This is a genomic window from Dehalogenimonas sp. THU2 (assembly GCF_039749495.1).
GTDB lineage: Bacteria > Chloroflexota > Dehalococcoidia > Dehalococcoidales > Dehalococcoidaceae > Dehalogenimonas.
Genome location: NZ_JBDLLU010000011.1, coordinates 1 through 19,220, shown reverse-complemented (window position 1 = coordinate 19,220; position 19,220 = coordinate 1). Strand labels below are relative to the sequence as shown.

Sequence of the window (19,220 nt, the reverse complement as noted above, 5' to 3'; positions counted from 1 at the left end):
CTACGCCCGAAGCAATCTCGGTCCTTCGTCCCAACTTGTAGTATTTGAATTGGTAGTATTTGTAGTATTGGTAGTATTCGTCCCCGCCCCACACCCCGCACACTCCCCGGTATGAACACAAACCGTCCCCCCGCACCCCGCACAGCGCCACTTCACCGCTTCACCGGCCGTGAACTCCGCGATCCCGACAGCCGCGATGCGTTCCATGTTGCCGATGGGGCTGACGCCGTACCTCACCCGGTACCGCTTGTCCAGATGCTTCATCCTGGCACAAGGGTACTCATCGCACCGGAAACAGAATTCCCCGCCGCTGGCAGCCAACTTCTCGCACGTTTTGATCTTGCAATCCACGCAGGACGCCGACTTGTTCTCATCCCCCGCCCGGCACCCCGGACACTTCTTCTTCCGGGTAAGGTGCGCATAGCACACCCCACAATTAAGCCCGCAAGGAGCGATCATAGATTCGATCATATCGCCTAACGTTCGCCCTGCCTGTCCCGAGTCTGCACTCGGGGAGCCTGTCGAAGGGCTTTCCGTAACTAACGTTCGCCCTGCCTGTCCCGAGTTTGCACTCGGGGAGCTTGTCGAAGGGTCTTCCATATTTGTCCCCCCGTTTTGAACTTGGTAATTGAAATTTGTTTGTTATTTGGAATTTGGAATTTGGATCTTTCCTTGAACTCTCCCCACTTCCCCGCCCCCCAACCGAACCTTGATCCCATGCGGATGCTCCGGTGACTTCGTCAGTATCTCCTTGACCGTCCCCTCCGTAAGCTTGCCGGACCGCTGATCGGCTTTCATAACTATGGCTACCCGGTCACCGGGTTTTATATCCGCCCGCTTTATCGGATTCATATTCTACGACGCTCCTACCCAATTTCTGTCATCCTACGCGAAAGCGGAGGATCCAGTACCTTATAAAACCACAAATACACAGAATTCCCACCGGCAACTATCAACTATAAACTATTAACTAGTGCGCTCTCTCCTCCACCCTGGCCCCCTGGTCGCCGCCGGAGTAAACCGTTCTCACGACGCCGTCTTCCCCGATGGTGATCACCGGCTCCGGATCGCAATTGTTGGCGTCCACCCAGAAAGCGACGGACTCAGCCACCGAAACATCCACCCTCGTTCCTATGGTCTCCGGCCCGTGCCCGCCCTCGTACAGGACGTGGGGATCGGCCGTGCCGTGAATAGCCAGCACCGATACCGGACCGGACGGCCGGCCTCAGCAGGCGGGCGCTCAAAAAGAGAAACTTGTCTTTCTGACCCTTGAGCGAAGCGGAGGGGAAGAATCTCAATTCCACGTTTGGTGAGACTGATTGCCTAACCAACCTGGGCGTCAGGTTTGAGACCCTGAGCCCCTTCTGATACACTGATGATTAATTTATGGAATTTATTTCGATATTTTTAATCGCTCTCAGTCTGTCCGCTGACTGCTTCGCGGTTTCTATCTGCGGCCGCATCAGCATGGGCGCCGCGCTGGACCGGGGGCGGCAGCTCAAGGTGGCCGGGTACTTCGGCTTTTTCCAGTTCGCCATGCTGCTCGGCGGCTTCCTGGCCGGCAGCACCGTGGTCGGCCTGATCGAGAGCTTCGACCACTGGGTCGGCTTCTTCCTGCTGTTATTCATCGGCGTCCGCATGATCCGGGAATCCTTTGAAAAAGAAAAAGAAGGCGAGGCCGTCGATATCAGCAAGGGCAAGACGCTGCTGGGCCTGTCGGTGGCCACCAGCATAGATTCCCTGGCCGTCGGCATGACCTTCGCGTTCATCCAGGTGGCGATAGTTCCCGCCGCGGTACTGGTAGGGGCGACATCCTTCGTCGTCGCCATGGCCGGCTTTGCCCTCGGCGCCCGGTTGGGGGATATCATCGGCAAGCGGGCGGAACTGGTGGGAGGGTTGGTGTTGATCGGGATAGGGGTTAAGGTGCTGGTGGAGGGGCTGGGGGGGTGACCCTGTGCCCAAGGAAATCCTAAATCCCTTCGACAGGCTCAGGGCAGGCCTAATATCTAAATCCTAAACAAATTCCAATGACCAAATACCAAGGTTCAAAACCTCAACTATAAACTAGAAACTATAAACTGGAAACTCGTACCATACGGCAACAACCCCTCTATCTTGCCGTATTACCCATCCAAAGGCGCAATGCTCCGGCCGACCATCGGCAATCGTGCTGCGCAGGTAACAAGTTTGAAATAAATCCAATGACCGGCTATAATTATTCAACCATCGTCAAAATTTCCCCATGGTAAATGACTGCCGTATTTTCGGCGCAGCAGGTGAACATGAGAAAGATCTTTATCCGCAAAGAGGTCTGTATCGGCTGTGGGTTATGCCGCGTGTATTGCGCCACCCAGCACTCAGATTCCAAGGACATCCTCAAAGCCTACCGCAAGGAATCGCCCAAGGCCGTACCCCGGTTGAAGGTGGAGCGCCAGAACGACACCAGTTTTTCCGTTCCCTGCCGTCACTGCGATGAGCCCTGGTGCGTCTATTCCTGCCTTACCGGCGCCATGAGCAAGGATCCGGTTACCGGCGTGGTCACCTCCGATCCGGACAAGTGCATCGGCTGCTGGACCTGCGTCGTCTCCTGCCCCAACAGCGCTTTGGTCAAGGACAAGCTGACCAAGGTGGTCAAGAAGTGCGATCTCTGCCCCGGCCTGGATATTCCGGCCTGCGTGGCTAATTGTCCGAACGAGGCCATCGTGCTCATCACCGACGACTCCGCTGTCGAGGCGGTCGAGAAAAAATAACGGCCATGATTGCCATCATCGATTACGGAGCCGGCAACCTGCGATCGGTGGCTAACGCCGTAGCCCTTTTAGGTTACGAAGCCGCGGTCACCAGCGATCCGGCCGACGTGCTTGCGGCTAAGGCGGTCATCCTGCCCGGCGTGGGCGCAGCCGCCGATACGGTGAGTTCCCTGGCCTCACGCGGTCTCGACAAAGCCCTGAGAGAAATCATCGCCCGGGATACGCCGCTCTTTGCCGTCTGCGTGGGACTCCAGGTGCTCTACGAGGAGACGGAAGAGGGGGGAGGCTGCCAGTGCCTGGGGCTGCTGCCGGGCAAGGTCAAGAAGCTGCCTCCGGGGCTCAAGGTGCCGCATATGGGCTGGAACAACGTCAGGCAGACACGGAACCACCCGCTGTTCGAGGGCATCCCGGATGACAGCTATTTCTATTTCGTTCATTCTTATTACGCCGAACCGGCCGGACGCTCGGCGGTCATCGGTGAGACGGATTACGGCCTGACGATTACCAGCGCCATCGCCTCCGGCAATATGGTGGCCACCCAGTTCCACCCGGAGAAGAGCGGCGAGGCGGGACTCAAGATGTACGACAATTTTTTAAAAACGGCGCTTAGGGGAAGCATATGAAAACTAAATACCTCATCATCGGCAACTCGGCCGGCGGCATCGGCGCCGCGGAAGCCATCCGGGAAGTGGACCAGAACGGGGCGCTGACCATCGTCGGCGAGGAGCCCTACGACGCCTACTCCCGGCCGCTCATCTCCAAGTATGTTTCCGGTGAGTACACCCCGGACGGCATGCGCATCCGGCGGGCGGATTTCTACGACAAAAAATGCATCGACCTTAAAGTCGGCCATAAAGCCTACAAGATGGACCTGGCCGGGCGCACGGTCACGCTGGACGACGGCACCGAGATCGGTTATGAGAAACTGCTGCTGGCCACCGGCGGCAAGCCCATCGTGCCCAAGATGGAAGGCATGGGCAAGGCCGGCATCTTCAACTTCATCACCCTGGCCGACGCCATAAAGGTGGAAGAGTATCTGCCGGAAGTGCGGCGGGCGGTGGTCATCGGCGGGGGCCTCATCGGCATTTCGGCCACCGAGGCGCTGGTCAAACGCGGCGTCAAGGTCACCGTGGTGGAGATGAAGAATTATCCGCTGAACACCATCCTCGACGAACCGGCGGGCCGGATCGCCGAATACGCCATCAAGAAATACGGCGTCAATATCATGACCGGCCGCACCGTGGCCCGTATCCTCGGCGAGGACCGGGTGACCGGTGTCGTCTTCGACGACGGGCATGAGATGGTGTGCGACATGGTGGTGGTGGCCGTCGGCGTCTTCCCCCGGGTGGAACTGGCCCAGTCGGCCGGCATCAACGTCAATCGCGGCATCGTGGTGGACAACCACATGATGTCCAGCGTACCCGGCGTCTATGCCTGCGGCGACGCCTCGGAGGCTTATGATTACGTTTACGGCTCCGGGCGGCTCTCGCCCGTCTGGCCCAACGCCTACATCGGCGGCCGGGTGGCCGGCTACAATATGGCCGGGCTGCCCACCAATTACCGAGGCGGTACGGCCATGAACTCGCTCAACTACTTCGGCCTGGAACTGGCCACTGCCGGCATGGCCTCGCCGCCGTCGCCGGAGGGTTATGAGGTGCTGGTCAAGAAGAGCGACGACACCTACCGCAAGCTGGTGATCAACGCCGAGGACAAACTGGTCGGCATGATCTTTGTGGGCGATATCGACAAGGCCGGCGTTTACTTCGGCCTGATGCGCGACCGTATTTCGGTGACCGCTTTCAAGGACAAGCTCATGGCCGAGGATTTTGGGCTGGCGCTGCTGCCGAAAGAGGTCATCGAGGAGCGGCTTACTGGGGCTACGGCGGGTAGGGTGAAGGTCGGGGAAGCGTAGAGGACGGGGTAATACTACCAATATTACCAATACTACAAATTTCAAATACTACTAATAAAAGACCGGGATACGAGAAGAACCAAAGGGACATCGAATATGAAGAATTTAACTCAGGTCAGCAATACGTTCGGGGATGGGAAGGTTATCGATGCCTGTTCCATCTTTGGGATGATGGATACTTCCGGCAAGTGCTTTTCCGGGCGGGACATCACCCGCGCTATCGCCAACATGCATGACCGGGGCAACGGCCTGGGCGGCGGGTTCGCCGTTTACGGGCTGTATCCCCAGTACCCGGATTATTACGCCTTCCACATCATGTACGACAGCAAGGAAGGCAAAACCTGCACCGAGGCTTTCCTCAACGAGCACTTCAACGTCCATCATTCGGAAGAGGTGCCCACCCGCCCGGTGGCGGCTATCAAGAACCCGCCGCTGGTGTGGCGCTACTTCCTGGACGCCGACAAATGCCAGCGCGAGGGCAAACTGTCCCCGGACGATTACGTGGTGGCCAAGGTGATGGACATCAATACCCGGATCGATGACTCCTACGTCTTCTCTTCCGGCAAGAACATGGCCGCCTTCAAGGGCGTGGGCTACCCGGAGGAGATCTCCGAGTACTTCTGCCTGGAGAATTACAACGGCTACCTGTGGACGGCTCACGGGCGCTTCCCGACCAACACCCGCGGCTGGTGGGGTGGGGCGCACCCGTTCAATATCCTGGACTGGACGGTGGTGCATAACGGCGAGATCTCTTCCTACGGCATCAACCGGCGCTACCTGGAGCAGTTCGGCTACCACTGCACGCTGCAAACGGATACGGAAGTAGTGGCCTACGCTGTCGATCTGCTGGTGCGCAAGCACAATCTGCCCATAGAAGTGGTGGCCGAGATCTTCGCCCCGCCGCTGTGGACCGAGATCGCCCGCCGGCCCCCGGAACAGCGTGAGCTATTGACCGCGCTGCGGCAGGTTTACGGCTCGCTCCTGATGAACGGCCCGTTCACCATCATCCTGGCCCATGAGGGCGAGATGATCGGCCTGACCGACCGCATCCGCCTGCGCCCGCTGACCGTGGGTGAAAAGGGCAGCATGCTTTACCTGTCCAGCGAGGAATCGGCCATCCGGCTGATCTGCCCCGAACTCGATAAGGCCTGGATTCCCATGGGCGGCGAGCCGGTCATCGGCTCGCTCAAGCACCCGCTGGGTCAAGAGAAAGTGGCCGTGGCCGGGGGCGTGAGCTAGAGATGCTGACGCGGCGCATCATACCGTGCCTGGATGTTACCGGCGGCCGGGTGGTCAAGGGACAGAGCTTCCTTAACCTCCGCGACGCCGGGGATCCCGTGGCGCTGGCGCAATTTTACTATGAGCAGGGCGCCGACGAACTGACCTTTCTTGACATAACGGCGACAGTCGAGAGCCGCAAGACCATGGCTTCCATCATCTCCGAACTGTCCGGCAAGGTTTTCATGCCGCTGACCGTCGGCGGCGGTATCCGCACCATCGAGGACATGCGTCACATGCTCATGTCCGGCGCCGATAAGGTGGCCATCAACACCGCGGCGGTGGCCCGGCCGGAGCTCATCGCCGAAGGCGCCATTAAGTTCGGCTCCCAGTGCATCGTGGTGGCCATAGACGCCAAGCGCGCCGGCGAGGGCAAGTGGGTCGTGCGCACCCATTCGGCCACCCAGGCTTCCAGCCTCGACGCCGTGGAATGGGCTAAAAAGGCGGCGGAGATGGGGGCGGGAGAGCTTTTAGTCACCAGCATCGACAGCGACGGGCAGAAACACGGTTACGATAACGAACTCAATCGGGCGATATCGGAATCGGTTTCCATACCGCTCATCGCCTCCGGCGGCGCCGGCACCCTGGACCACCTTTATGACGCGCTGACCGCAGGCAAGGCCGACGCCGTGCTGGCCGCCAGCATCTTTCATTACGGGACCTATTCCATAGCACAAGCCAAGGATTATCTCAGCCGCAAAGGCATTGCCATCAGGCGCTAAGGAGCCAGCCATGAGAACTTTAGTACCCGCTAAATTTGTTGTCGAACGCGACATGGACAAGTGCATCAAGTGCCAGGTCTGCGTCAACCAGTGCAGTTTCGACAGCCATTACTACGACAAGGACGACGACGCGATCAAATGCCGGGACGGCAAGTGCGTCGGCTGTCACCGCTGCGTCCTCTTCTGCCCCACCGGCGCCCTGGTGGTCAAGCGCAGCCCGCTGGAATACCGCCAGAACTACGGCTGGAGCCCGGAATACATCGAGGACATCCAGAAGCAGGCGGAGCAGGGCGGCATGCTGCTGACCGGCATGGGCACCGACAAACCCCACAAGATCTATTGGGACCACCTGGTGCTGAACGCCTCTCAGGTGACCAACCCGTCCATCGACCCGCTGCGCGAACCGATGGAAATGGCCACCTTCCTGGGCCGGAAGCCGGATATGGTGGAGATCGACCCGGTCACCGGCAACCTGGCCACCAAGATCGCCCCCCAGGTCAAGATAGACGTGCCCATAATGTTCTCCGCCATGAGCTACGGCGCCGTTTCCCTGAACGTCCAGCAGTCACTGGCGCGGGCGGCTACCGAGGTCGGCACCCTGTGGAATACCGGCGAGGGCGGTCTGCACCCGTCCCTGGCCAAATATGGCGCCAATACCACCGTCCAGGTGGCCAGCGGCCGCTTCGGCGTTTACTCGGATTACCTGAAAGCCGGGCGGATCGTGGAGATCAAGATCGGCCAGGGCGCCAAGCCGGGCATCGGCGGCCACCTGCCGGGTGAGAAGGTGTCGGCGGAAGTGTCGCTGACCCGCATGATCCCCATGGGCACCGACGCCCTGTCGCCGGCGCCGCAGCACGACATCTACTCCATCGAAGACCTGTCACAGCTTATCTACGCCTTGAAAGAGGCCACCAATTACCAGCGGCCGATATCGGTCAAGATCGCCGCGGTGCATAACTCGGCGGCCATCGCCTCCGGCATGGTGCGCGCCGGCGCTGATATCATCGTCCTGGACGGCATACGGGGCGCCACCGGCGCCGCGCCGAAGGTCATCCGGGATAATGTGGGCATTCCCATCGAGCTGGCCCTGGCGGCGGTGGACACCCGGCTTCGCGCCGAGGGCATCCGCAACCAGGCGTCGCTGGTCATTTCCGGCGGCATCCGCTCCTCCGGCGACGTGGCCAAGGCCATCGCCCTGGGGGCCGACGCCGTCAACATCGGCACCGCGGCGCTGGTCGCTTTGGGCTGCCGCGTCTGCCAGCAGTGCCATACCGGCAAATGCGCCTGGGGTATCTGCACCTCGGACCTGAAGCTGACCAAGCGCATCAATCCGGAGATCGGGGCACGGCGGGCGGCCAACCTGCTCCGGGGCTGGGCGCTGGAGATCAAGGATATGCTGGGCGGCTTGGGCGTCAACGCGCTGGAAAGCCTGCGCGGCAACCGGCTGCACCTCCGGGGCATCGGCCTCAATGAAAAAGAACTTGAGATACTGGGCGTAAGGATGGCAGGTGAGTAGCATGACTGAGATAACGGCAACCCCCAAGACGGTGAAAATCGATACCACCGGCATCTACTACCGTGACCTGAATGCCCGGCTGCGGCTGCTGGCCGACGAGGGCGTGGAGTGCATCGAGCTGGAGAACGTCTGCGGCCAGCGTTATATCGCCTCCGACCTTTCCCGCCCCATGCAGTTCAAGATCACCGGCACCCCGGGCAACGACCTGGGCGCCTTCATGAACGGTTCCCGCATCGAGGTCTTCGGTAACGCCCAGGACTGTATGGCCAACACCATGAACGCCGGCGAGATCATCATCCACGGCCACGCCGGGGACATCTGCGGCATGGCCGCCCGCGGCGGCAAGATCTTCATCCGGGACTATGTCGGCTACCGCGCCGGCATTCACATGAAGGAATACGAGGACAAGAAGCCGGTGATGGTTATCGGCAATACCGGGCAGGATTTCCTGGGCGAGTACATGGCCGGAGGCGTCCTGGCGGTTCTGGGCCTGGGCCTCAAGGAAGGCGAGAAGCATAAAGCCAACTTCATCGGCACCGGCATCCACGCCGGCGTCATATACATCAGCGGTGACTTTGAGCCGCACCAGCTGGGCAAGGAAGTCGGCGTGGCTGAACTCGACGGCCATGACCGGGAGGTGCTGGGCGGCCTGGTGGCCGAATACTGCGCCCACTTCAACTGCGACGCCGAAAAGATCATGCAACGGCCGTTCAAAAAGCTTTATCCCAAGTTCCTGCGTCCTTACGGGCGGATGTACGCGTACTAGGAAAATACGAAGCGCGAAATACGAAATTCGAAACAAATTCAAATTGATAATGTTCAAAAATACCGGAACGCTTGACCGTCAGGCTTCAGTTGATTAGAATTATTTTCGGCCTGCGGTATTCGGATTTCGAATTTTGTTTAACATCCTGATACTGGCTGAAGAGAACGAAAAGACCCGGGAGATGAAAACCCGCCTCTCCCGGGAAGGCTATAACTGCGTCCTGTCTCCCCCCGGTGATAACCCCGGGCGCTTTATCGCTCAGCATAACCCCAGCCTGGTGGTGCTGGACGTGGCCACCGACGGGGAGTGGGCGGAGATTATGCCCGCCGCACTGGAGAAAAAGCCTCACCTGATGCTCATGGTGTTCCGCCACCGCCTGAGCGAGCTGACCACCGACGAAACGGTGGACGACTTCGCCATCAAGCCCTTCGACGTTGACGAACTCTTAACCCGCATCCGCCGCCTGGCGGTCAAGGCCAACGCCGCGCCGGCCGCAGATGTCATCACCGCCGGCGACCTCATCATCGATACCGCCCGCTGTGAAGTGACGCTGGGCGGACTGCCGGTGGATCTGACTTTCCGGGAGTTCGAACTGCTGAAGTTCCTGGCTTCCAACCGCGGCCGGGTGTTCAGCCGGGAGGTCCTGCTCAATAAGGTCTGGGGCTACGATTACTTCGGCGGCGACCGCACGGTGGACGTTCACGTCCGGCGGCTGCGCTCCAAGATCGAGGAACTCGGCCAGGTTTATGTGGAGACGGTGCGCAATATCGGGTACCGGTTTAAGAGAAACATCTAGTCCCCACCCATCGCTGCCGTCCCAAATTCTAAATCCTAAGTTCTAAATCCTAAACAAATTCCAAGTACCAAATTACAAAAGGTTCAAAACCCACAACAAAACCGTCATCGTGAGCCTCCGGCGAAACGATCTCGATTCCCATTTAAACCGCATGCCGCACGCATGACTCTCACTAGCCTTTGTCATCCTACGCGAAAGCGGAGGATCCATGCGGGGCGGTGGGGAAGATTCAGAGGATTGAAGACGCTGAAAAAAGCCTGGCAATCGTCGGGAACGTGTAATCTGCAGGAAATATAGCAGCCATGCAATCGTGGGCCAGCCAAAACGGGGCCGGGGTACCGACGTCATCAACCATGTAACATAACGGAAACAAGCAGGCAACCTCTCTGTAATACCGGTGTAATCGGCGGGTAATAACCAACTGTTAGACTGGTATCAGCAATAAAGAAAGGGAGGTGCCAACTTGGATACAGGTAATACGGCCTGGATTCTCGTCTCGACGGCCCTGGTGATGCTGATGACACCCGGGGTTGCCTTGTTCTACGGCGGCATGGTACGCAAAAAGAACCTCATCTCTACCCTGATGATGAGCTTTGCCGTACTGGCGCTGGTTTCTATTCTATGGGTGGTGTTCGGTTACACCCTGGCCTTCGGCCCGGACATCGCCAGCTTCATCGGCGGACTGGATTTCTTGGGACTTAAGGACGTGGGCATGGAAGCTACCATCTACTCCGTTCCCGACGTCCTCTTCATGATGTTCCAGGGCATGTTCGCCATCATCACCGTGGCGCTCATTACCGGCGCGGTGGTGGAACGCATCAAATTCAGTACTTTACTGGTGTTCGGCGGCATCTGGCTGGCCCTCATCTACGCCCCGGTGGCGCACTGGGTGTGGGGCGGCGGGTGGCTGAGCCAACTGGGCGCGCTGGACTTTGCCGGCGGCACGGTGGTTCATATCAACGCCGGTATCTCAGCGGTGGCCCTGGTCACCATCCTCGGCGCCCGTAAGGGGCTGGGCAAAGAGCCGATGGAACCCAACAACATTCCCATGGTCATGCTGGGCGCGGCACTGCTGTGGTTCGGCTGGTTCGGCTTCAATGCCGGAAGCGCCCTGGGCGCCAACGGTAGCGCGGCTAACGCTTTTGTCACCACCAACACCGCGGCGGCGGCGGCGGCCTTCGTCTGGATCCTGCTCTCCTGGAGAACCCGCAAGCCAACACTGCTCGGTGCGGTCACCGGCGCGGTGGCCGGCTTGGTAGCCATTACCCCGGCGGCCGGTTTCGTGACCCCGATGGCCGCCCTGGCAATCGGCGGCGTGGCCGCGGCGGTCTGCTACTGGGCGATGAGCTACAAAGCTAAAAAAGGTTTCGATGATTCGCTCGACGTCATGTCGGTGCACGGTGTCGGCGGTATCTGGGGCGCCCTGGCCACCGGTATCTTCGCCACCGCCGCTATCGGCGGCGTGGACGGTGCCCTGGCCGGCAACCTGGGACAACTCGGCACCCAGGCGATCGCGGTGGTCGCGGTTATGGCCTACTCCTTCATCGGCACCTGGATCATCGGTAAGATCCTCGACAAAACCATGGGCCTGCGGGTCAAAGAAACCGAGGAAGTGGTCGGTCTGGACCTGGCGCAACACGGTGAACGCGCTTACGGAGGTATCAGGTAGATGAAAAAGATTGAAGCTATCATCCGTGAGGAACGGCTGGACGCCGTCAAGAAAGCCCTGGAAGAAAAAGGCCTGATAGGCATGACGGTCACCGAAGTATCGGGCCGCGGTCAGCAGAAGGGTATCCCCCTCCAGTGGCGGGTCGGTGAGTACCGGGTGGACTTCCTGCCCAAGCTGAAAGTGGAAATCATCTGCCACGACGACGATTGCGATGTGGCAGTGGAAGCGATACTGAAAGCGGCCAAAACAGGAAGGATCGGCGACGGCAAGATCTTCGTGATGCCGGTGGATGCGGCCTACCGTATCCGTACCGGTGAGACTGGCGAAACCGTAGTCTAGTCCGGAGTTCGACAGATTTGAAGAGGCGCCGGGGCGAAAGCTCCGGCGCCTCTTTTTGGTGGGAAAGGAAAATGTATATTTACCAATTTAATGGCCAATGTTATAATAAGAGGCTTCTGCTGCACCGCTCACTGATCAATCTTTTTGCGGTCGCTTCAATTCCACCAAACCCTGACCACAAAAGATTTCATCAGCGAAAAAGGAGGTCAAATGCGTCTGGAACGAACTCGACAGACAGAACATTTAGGTTCGGTGTCGATATATGGTGTACGGCGAGTGCTGGAATTGGACTCCGGCGCTAAAAACCCTCAGATCAACGAAAACGCCGAAGTTCAGAAGATCGAACGCGAAGCCATCGACGAGATCGAAAAGAAGATGGTCATCGTCCTGCCGATAATGAACGAGGACGTCAAGGTATTCGAAGGCGTTCTTTCAGCCATGCCGCACGAGTGTTTCATCATCGTCTTATCCAACAGCCAGCGCGGTGAGATAGACACCTTTCGAGTTGAACAGGATATTCTCAGCCGCTTCTGCCAGACTACCAAACGGCAGGCGCTCATCGTGCACCAGAAAGATCCCGCCATGGCCCGCGCTCTCTCCGAAGCCGGTTACCCTGAAATCTTGGGGGAAGACGGATTGATCAGGAACGGCAAGAGCGAGGGTATGATACTGGGCATCCTGCTGTCCAAACTCCTCAGTAAAGAGTATGTGGGCTTCATCGACACCGATAATTATATTCCCGGTGCGGCGCTGGAGTATGTTAAACACTATGCGGCGGCTTTCAGCCTGGCCAAGACGCCTTACGTGATGACCCGCATTCAGTGGCGTTACAAGCCCAAGATCATGGGCGAACTGTATTTCAAGAAATGGGGCCGTGTCTCTGAAATCACTAACAAGCATCTCAACAACCTTGTATCAGCGATGGGCAAGTTCGAGACCGATATCCTGAAGACCGGAAACGCCGGTGAACACGCCATGAGCCTGGCACTGGCTGAACGTCTCAATTACGGTACCGGCTATGCCGTGGAGACAGAGGAACTTATCTCCATCCTGGAGCAATTCACCGGGATGCTACCCATCACCAATAAAGATGCCTCCGAAAAAGGCGTAGAAGTCTTTCAGACGGAAACGGTCAACCCTCATCTCCACGCCGACAAGGGCGACGAACATGTGGTGCTTGAGATGATGCAACCCAGCCTGTCCGTCATCTACCACAGTCCGCTATGCCAGGAAAAAACCAGGGAACTCATACTGACTGAGCTGGTAGAAGCTGGATGCCTGGAGCCTGGGCAGGAACCGCCGCCGGTGAGACTTATGCCGCCGCCCCAGAAAGCCGACATGGCCCGTTTTTCCGGCTCTTTGAGTGCCGATCTGCACCGGTTCTTCGTGCCGGAGGGGTTACCGTTGCCGGTGGCGGGGGGTCGGGGCATCGGTGAACAGGTCAAGAAGGTGGTTTTCACCGATCTGGATGGAACGCTGTTACATCCAGGGACTTATTCTTATACTCCAGCGCTGGCTACGTTGCGGCAGGTTCAAAGTAAAGAGATTCCACTGGTTTTTTGTTCGTCCAAGACCCGCGGTGAACAGGAAATGCTTCGGCAAGAGCTGGGGGTCGGAGATCCGTTTATCACGGAAAATGGGGCCGCGGTGTTTATTCCTAAGGGATATTTCCACAGGCCGCATTCCTATGATAAGGTGGTGGGCGACTACACCGCTTTGGAGCTGGGAATATCCTATCAGGAAGTCAAGCACAAGCTGGGACAGGTGTTGGACGAAGTGCGAGCCAAATTGCTTAAGAACGCCTGGCTCGGCAGCCTGACCGTGAGTTGTTTCGGTGATATGAGCGTGGAAGAAGTAGCCATGGAGACCGGACTGAATCTCAAGGCGGCAGAATTGGCCAAGCAGCGTGAATATTCAGAGACGATGAAAGTCCAGGGAGGCAAGCAGGCAGTGGAGCTGTTCCTTGTGGAACTGAAGAAAGCCGGTTTGAATCACGCTTTCGGCGGACGTTTCTATACCGTTTCCGGCGGTAACGATAAAGGCAAAGCGGTCAAGCTCCTGACCGAACTTTATAAGCTTAATTTCGGCGCGGTGATGACTTTTGGCATCGGTGATTCCGAAAACGACACCCCGATGTTGACCGCGGTAGACCAGCCGATGCAGGTTCAAAACCAGTCGCAAAGGTGGACCAAGTTAAAAGTTCCCCAATTGGTTTTCGTGCGCGGCATCGGCCCCGAAGGCTGGAGCCGCTGCATGACTGAACTGGTGGCATAGCGAATCGATCCGGTACGATCGATAGTCAAAAAAAGCCCCTCTCGTTGAAGAGGGGCTTTTTTCATCGGAGTGTTTTCTGAGCACAGAGCTCGATGCGTTTGTCGAACTGGAATTAAACGACGCTTTCACCGGTCTCGCCGGTACGGATGCGATAAGCCGCTTCGACCGGCATCACAAAAACTTTGCCGTCACCGATGCGCCCTGTCTTGGCCGCTTTCATAATAGATTCCACAACCACATCGCAGTCATCGTCGTGGCAGACGATCTCCAGCTTGAGTTTCGGCAGGAAATCAACCCGGTATTCCCCGACCCGCCATTGCAGGGAGATGCCTTTTTGCTGGCCACGGCCTGACACCTCGGTCACCGTCATGCCGTGAACACCGTGTGTTTCGAGGGCTTTTTTTACGGCATCGAGCCGTTCTTCGCGGATAACCGCTTCTATTTTTTTCATTTATCTGATACCTCCGTAAGCGCGTTCCCCATGCTGGGACAGGTCGAGGCCGACCACTTCTTCCATTTCTTTGACCCTTAGACCGATAGTGGCATCGATGACCTTGGCGATGACCCAGGTACCTCCGAAGGCGAAAGCGCCGACGGCCAGCGTGCCGACTAATTGTTTACCCAGGAGGGTGAAGCCACCGCCGAATAACAGGCCATTGGCGCCGGCGGCGTTGATGGTGGTCGAGGCGAAGATACCGACGGCCAGTACTCCGAGGATACCGCCCACACCGTGAACCGCCATCACATCCAGCGAATCATCGATACCTAATTTCATCTTGGCGATCATGGCGTAGTAGCATACAACGGCGACTACCGCGCCGATAACGACGCCGTAAATGGGAGGGATGAAACCGGCTCCCGGAGTTACGGCGGCCAGGCCGGCAACGGCGCCTGTGGCGATACCCAGGAGCGTCGGGCGGCGCTGGTTCCAGGCGAGCAGCATCCAGGTGGTGGCGGCTGCCGCGCCGGCGGAGTTGGTGGCTACAAAGGCGGAAGAAGCCAGCGACCCTGAACTGAGGGCGCTGCCGGCATTGAACCCGAACCAGCCGAACCACAGCAGCGCCGCGCCGATCATCACCATGGGGATACTGGATGGTTCCATCGGTTCATGTTTGAAGCCGCGCCGGGCGCCGAGGACCAGAACGAGGGCAAGGGCGGAAAGACCTGCGTTAATATGGACGACGATGCCTCCGGCAAAATCAAGAGCGCCGAACTTTAGCAGCCAGCCGTCAGCGCCCCAAACCCAATGGGCTACCGGGGTGTAAATCAGGGTCAACCAGGCCACGGCGAAGATCATGAGGGCACCGAATTTGATTCGTTCCACCACAGCACCGGTGATGAGCGCCACGGTGATGATGGCAAACATACCCTGGAACATCATGAAGGCCAAGTGGGGTACGGTGGTGGCGTAAGTACCAGACGGATCACCGGTGACACTATTCAGGAAAGCGTATTTCAGATCACCGATAAGTCCGCCGATGTCAGGACCGAAGGAAAGCGAATAGGCATAGAAAACCCAAAGCAGACCCACGACACCGAGCATGGCAAAGTTCATCATCAGGGTGGAGATGACACTCTTTTTTCGAACCATCCCGCCATAGAAAAGGGCGACTCCCGGAGTCATGAGCATCACCAGTGCGGTGGAGACCAGTATCCAACCGGTATCGCCGGCGTTCACCATCGTGTTACCTCTCTGAAACAATCTGCAGGGCAATTTTATCTCAGATGTGTTTCCAAAAGATTACGGATAAGATTTAAAACTTCTATAAGCAGGGGAATTCCATGATATAATCGCATCGAAATATCTTAGGAGGCGCACAGATGGCAAAAACCCGTTCTGAATCTGTTGAGTACGTTCTCAAGTCAGCCAAGGATAATAAGGTCAAATTCATCCGGCTCTGGTTTACCGATATTCTCGGACAACTTAAAAGCTTTGCCATCACTATCGGGGAATTGGAAAATGCTCTCATGGAAGGTATGGGGTTCGACGGCTCTTCCATCGAAGGTTATGCCCGCATAGACGAAAGCGACATGATGGCGCTTCCGGACCCTGATACTTTCATGGTCCTGCCCTGGAGAACAAAGGACGATCAGAAAGTCGCCAGGATGTTTTGCGATATCAAGAAGCCGGGTGGGGAGCAGTTCGAAGGCGATCCCCGCTACGTTCTAAAGCGGATGTTGAAACGCGCCGCCGATTCCGGTTACACATATTACGTCGGGCCGGAACTGGAATATTTCTACTTTAAGGACGACAAGACCACCGAATTCCAGGACCACGGCGGCTATTTCGACCTGACGCCGCGCGATGTGGCATCCGACTGGCGACGGGAAACGGTGCTGACGCTGGAGGAAATGGGGATCGACGTCGAGTATTCCCACCATGAAGTAGCGCCATCGCAGCACGAGATCGACATCCGCTATCGGGACGCTCTGACTATGGCCGATAACGTCATGACCTACCGCCTGGTGGTGAAAGAAATCGCTTTGAAGAACGGCATCTACGCCACCTTCATGCCCAAACCGGTATTTGGCTACAACGGATCAGGTATGCACTGTCATCAGTCCCTGTTTAAGGGCGAACGTAACTCCTTTTTCGACCCCGCCGATCCTTATCATCTGTCGGACACAGCGCGCAGTTACATCGCCGGTATCCTGAAGCATGCGCCGGAATTCTGCGCCGTGACCAATCAGTGGGTCAATTCCTATAAACGCCTGGTGCCGGGATATGAAGCTCCGGTGTACCTGTCTTGGGCCCGCCGTAACCGTTCCGACCTGGTCAGGGTGCCCGAATACCGCCCCGGCAAGGAAAATGCGACCCGGATCGAATTGCGGTCTCCCGATCCGGCCTGCAACCCTTACCTTGCCTTTGCCGTAATGCTGGCAGCCGGTATGGAGGGTATCGAAAAGAAATACCAGGCACCGGCGCCGGTGGAAGAGAACGTCTACGAGATGAGCGAGAAAGAACGGCACGCGCGCGGCATTGAGACACTGCCCGGCACACTGGAAGAAGCGATCCGTTTAATGGAACAGAGTGGCCTGGTGCGTGCAACGCTCGGCGAGCACGTTTTCAACGCCTTCATCGAAAACAAGAAGATCGAATGGAACCGCTATCGTGTCCATGTCACCGACTGGGAGCGCGAGCGTTACCTGCCGATCCTGTAGTCCATTAATCGATGGTCGAAAAGAGAGGCGCCCTGCGGCGCCTCTCTTTCTCCAGGGGCAGGAACCAGACCGTTGAATCCGGGTTGGCGCTATGGAGCGCGATTAACCTGGGGGCGGGCTCGTCCGTTTCGTCCAGGGAGATGTTCTTTTTCAATTATAAGTTGTCGTTGGTTTTGCACCTCGTCTTATGAAAAACACATAGGAATACGTATTGTTCAATCCAGTTCTATGACCGACAATATATCTGAAGCATTAAGAATAATCTCTATGCATTGGAGATGTTTGGTGGTATCATAAGGGTATGCTTGAGGGAGAGTGCCCGAAATGCGGTTATGAATGCTCCGGTTGGGGATTGAGTTTTCCCCGGCATCAGGCATGCGCCCGTTGCGGCACCGGATTGGTTATCTCCGAGGATGGACACGCGATGGGAGTGGGTTATTCACCGTTCACGGCCGAAAAAGAATTGGATAACTCGGTTCCGGATCGCACCCACACTCCCGGCAGATTCCAAGGGGCCGATTAGCTTTAGTAAACAGTCTTTTCGCGGCACGATTCGGCCGCTGTCCTCGTCAACTCTATTTGATCAACGTACTGACGGCTCTGAACTGTTCCGCTTTGGCGGTTCGCAGCAACTCGAAGATCGCCATCTCCACTCCAGTGAGCTTGGCCCCCTCGCATTGAAGCCTTTTTACAGCCAGTTTTTTATTGTCCATAGCCCGCGACGCGACGCAGTCGGTTACCAGGTGGACTTCATAGCCATGAGCCAACAGATCGAGTGTCGTTTGATAAACACAGATGTGGCTTTCGATGCCGCAGACTAGTACCTGGTGTCGTCCTGTCGCTGCCAATTCTTCCATGAAAGTTACCTCGGCGCAGCAATTGAAACAGAATTTTGATAGCTTAGTCGAATCGGGCAACAGTGTCGTGACTTCTGCGATGGTGGGGCCCAGGCCAGCCGGGTTCTGTTCGGTAATTATGGCGGGGACGCTCAACAGCCCGCAACCCCGTATGAGTTTTTGCAAATTCCCGGACAGCGTCTCTTTTTCCGGTATCACGCGGAACAGCTTTTCCTGGACGTCGATGATCAGGAGCAGGGTTTCGTCGATTTTCAGCATCTGGTACTCGTCAGGCGTTAGTCGGTTGTTACTTTATACCCGTTTTTCGTCCACATTACAACACAATCTAGATTCTCTATTCACCTGACAAACACGCCTTCGCCACTGCCCGGCCCAGATCGCGGCATGCCTCCAGGTCTTCAGATCCGGGCTGCCATTTAATTTGGACACCTAACGCCGCGACCGGTATCCCGGCGGCATTGAGGGTTTCCTCCAGGATGCCGAGACCTTCACCGCTCCAGCCGTAACTGCTGAAAGCCGCCCCGATCTTGTTTTTGAACTTCAGTCCTTTCAATTCGGTCAGCATCGGCGCCAGTGTGGGCAATATGCCCTGGTTGAACGTCGGCGAGCCTAGAATTACCGCTTTGGAAAGAAAAATTTCGGTGATGACATTGTTTCGGTCGGCGGTGGACGCGTTATAAATCTTGTACGGGACACCGGCTGCCCCAAGCCCCTCGCCGACAGCCTCTGCCATCTGACGGGTGGCTTGCCACATCGTATCGTAAACGATCACCGCCATATTCTGAGGCTTTTGTTCAGCCCATTCTCGGTATCGGTTGACGATCTGCATCGGATCCTTGCGCCAGATGACGCCGTGGCTGGGGGCGATCATCTTGACCGGCAGATCCAGCGCCAGCAGTTCGTCGATCTTGCGCCCGACCATGACTCCAAAAGGGTTGAGAATATTGGCGTAGTACTTGACCGATTCCCAATCAAGTATCGACGGGTTGGCCTCATCGTTGAAACGCCCCGAAGTGGCATAATGCTGACCGAAGGCATCAGTAGAATCCCCGTACGTGGTGTAAATTCCTGGAGTTGAAAAAGCAGGCCATTGTGTGGTTTCTTGAAAGCAAATAACAACAAAGACTTTCAGGAGGTAACCACGACAATGGCCAAAGACAGGATGACACTTTTGGAATT

At 57.3% G+C, this 19,220-nt stretch carries 21 protein-coding genes; 13 read left to right on the top strand and 8 right to left on the bottom strand.

The window, feature by feature from the left end; genetic code table 11:
• The 3 genes from ABFB09_RS06830 to ABFB09_RS06820 form a co-directional block, all read right to left on the bottom strand.
• Positions 1-471: a DUF3795 domain-containing protein gene (locus ABFB09_RS06830; RefSeq protein WP_347000756.1), complete on the bottom strand. Its 471-nt coding sequence runs from the start codon at positions 469-471 to the stop codon at positions 1-3.
• A gap of 171 nt (positions 472-642) precedes the next feature.
• Positions 643-852: a YwbE family protein gene (locus tag ABFB09_RS06825; RefSeq protein ID WP_347000755.1), complete on the bottom strand. Its 210-nt coding sequence runs from the start codon at positions 850-852 to the stop codon at positions 643-645.
• A gap of 118 nt (positions 853-970) precedes the next feature.
• Entirely contained in the window at positions 971-1,201 is a 231-nt protein-coding gene (locus ABFB09_RS06820) for a hypothetical protein (protein ID WP_347000754.1), read from the bottom strand.
• A gap of 185 nt (positions 1,202-1,386) precedes the next feature.
• On the opposite strand from ABFB09_RS06820, the gene ABFB09_RS06815 reads away from it, so the two are divergent.
• The 12 genes from ABFB09_RS06815 (at position 1,387) to ABFB09_RS06760 (ending at position 14,022) form a co-directional block, all read left to right on the top strand.
• On the top strand, positions 1,387-1,950 hold the full coding sequence (locus ABFB09_RS06815; RefSeq protein WP_347000753.1) for a manganese efflux pump MntP family protein: 564 nt from the start codon (positions 1,387-1,389) through the stop codon (positions 1,948-1,950).
• A gap of 332 nt (positions 1,951-2,282) precedes the next feature.
• Positions 2,283-2,750: a 4Fe-4S dicluster domain-containing protein gene (locus ABFB09_RS06810; protein WP_347000752.1), complete on the top strand. Its 468-nt coding sequence runs from the start codon at positions 2,283-2,285 to the stop codon at positions 2,748-2,750.
• A gap of 5 nt (positions 2,751-2,755) precedes the next feature.
• Positions 2,756-3,373: an imidazole glycerol phosphate synthase subunit HisH gene (gene hisH, locus ABFB09_RS06805; RefSeq protein WP_347000751.1), complete on the top strand. Its 618-nt coding sequence runs from the start codon at positions 2,756-2,758 to the stop codon at positions 3,371-3,373.
• A complete protein-coding gene (locus ABFB09_RS06800; RefSeq protein WP_347000750.1) occupies positions 3,370-4,662 on the top strand; it encodes an FAD-dependent oxidoreductase in 1,293 nt (430 codons plus the stop codon). Before hisH ends, ABFB09_RS06800 begins: the two co-directional genes overlap by 4 nt.
• Positions 4,663-4,758: 96 nt before the next feature.
• Positions 4,759-5,901, top strand: coding sequence for a glutamine amidotransferase family protein (locus ABFB09_RS06795; protein WP_347000749.1), 1,143 nt, complete (start codon positions 4,759-4,761; stop codon positions 5,899-5,901).
• 2 nt (positions 5,902-5,903) lie between these two features.
• On the top strand, positions 5,904-6,662 hold the full coding sequence (gene hisF / locus ABFB09_RS06790; protein ID WP_347000748.1) for an imidazole glycerol phosphate synthase subunit HisF: 759 nt from the start codon (positions 5,904-5,906) through the stop codon (positions 6,660-6,662).
• Between the two features lie 10 nt (positions 6,663-6,672).
• Positions 6,673-8,178, top strand: a complete 1,506-nt coding sequence (locus tag ABFB09_RS06785) for a glutamate synthase-related protein (protein ID WP_347000747.1) — start codon at positions 6,673-6,675, stop codon at positions 8,176-8,178.
• A 1-nt stretch (position 8,179) separates the two neighbouring features.
• Complete coding sequence (locus ABFB09_RS06780) at positions 8,180-8,944, top strand: hypothetical protein (protein WP_347000746.1); 765 nt, start codon at positions 8,180-8,182, stop codon at positions 8,942-8,944.
• Between the two features lie 133 nt (positions 8,945-9,077).
• Positions 9,078-9,740 carry a response regulator transcription factor gene (locus ABFB09_RS06775; protein ID WP_347000745.1) on the top strand — a complete coding sequence of 221 codons (663 nt, stop codon included), beginning with the start codon at positions 9,078-9,080 and terminating at the stop codon, positions 9,738-9,740.
• A 463-nt stretch (positions 9,741-10,203) separates the two neighbouring features.
• On the top strand, positions 10,204-11,409 hold the full coding sequence (locus tag ABFB09_RS06770; RefSeq protein ID WP_347000744.1) for an ammonium transporter: 1,206 nt from the start codon (positions 10,204-10,206) through the stop codon (positions 11,407-11,409).
• Positions 11,410-11,748 carry a P-II family nitrogen regulator gene (locus tag ABFB09_RS06765; protein WP_347000743.1) on the top strand — a complete coding sequence of 113 codons (339 nt, stop codon included), beginning with the start codon at positions 11,410-11,412 and terminating at the stop codon, positions 11,746-11,748.
• 210 nt (positions 11,749-11,958) lie between these two features.
• Positions 11,959-14,022 carry a bifunctional mannosyl-3-phosphoglycerate synthase/mannosyl-3 phosphoglycerate phosphatase gene (locus ABFB09_RS06760; protein WP_347000742.1) on the top strand — a complete coding sequence of 688 codons (2,064 nt, stop codon included), beginning with the start codon at positions 11,959-11,961 and terminating at the stop codon, positions 14,020-14,022.
• Between the two features lie 112 nt (positions 14,023-14,134).
• Here the strand turns inward: ABFB09_RS06760 and ABFB09_RS06755 are convergent, their stop codons facing one another.
• Positions 14,135-14,473: a P-II family nitrogen regulator gene (locus tag ABFB09_RS06755; RefSeq protein WP_347000741.1), complete on the bottom strand. Its 339-nt coding sequence runs from the start codon at positions 14,471-14,473 to the stop codon at positions 14,135-14,137.
• A complete protein-coding gene (locus tag ABFB09_RS06750) occupies positions 14,474-15,700 on the bottom strand; it encodes an ammonium transporter (protein ID WP_347000816.1) in 1,227 nt (408 codons plus the stop codon). It lies immediately after the preceding gene.
• 143 nt (positions 15,701-15,843) lie between these two features.
• Between ABFB09_RS06750 and ABFB09_RS06745 the strand changes: the two genes are divergently transcribed.
• Positions 15,844-17,184, top strand: a complete 1,341-nt coding sequence (locus ABFB09_RS06745; protein ID WP_347000740.1) for a glutamine synthetase family protein — start codon at positions 15,844-15,846, stop codon at positions 17,182-17,184.
• 4 nt (positions 17,185-17,188) lie between these two features.
• Here ABFB09_RS06745 and ABFB09_RS06740 read toward each other — a convergent pair whose 3' ends face one another.
• The 3 genes from ABFB09_RS06740 to ABFB09_RS06730 all read right to left on the bottom strand — a co-directional run.
• Complete coding sequence (locus tag ABFB09_RS06740; RefSeq protein WP_347000739.1) at positions 17,189-17,338, bottom strand: hypothetical protein; 150 nt, start codon at positions 17,336-17,338, stop codon at positions 17,189-17,191.
• A 421-nt stretch (positions 17,339-17,759) separates the two neighbouring features.
• Entirely contained in the window at positions 17,760-18,299 is a 540-nt protein-coding gene (locus ABFB09_RS06735; RefSeq protein ID WP_347000738.1) for a hydrolase, read from the bottom strand.
• Positions 18,300-18,375: 76 nt separating this feature from the next.
• Positions 18,376-19,220: flavodoxin domain-containing protein (locus tag ABFB09_RS06730; protein ID WP_347000737.1), on the bottom strand; the 845-nt coding region annotated here is incomplete at its 5' end.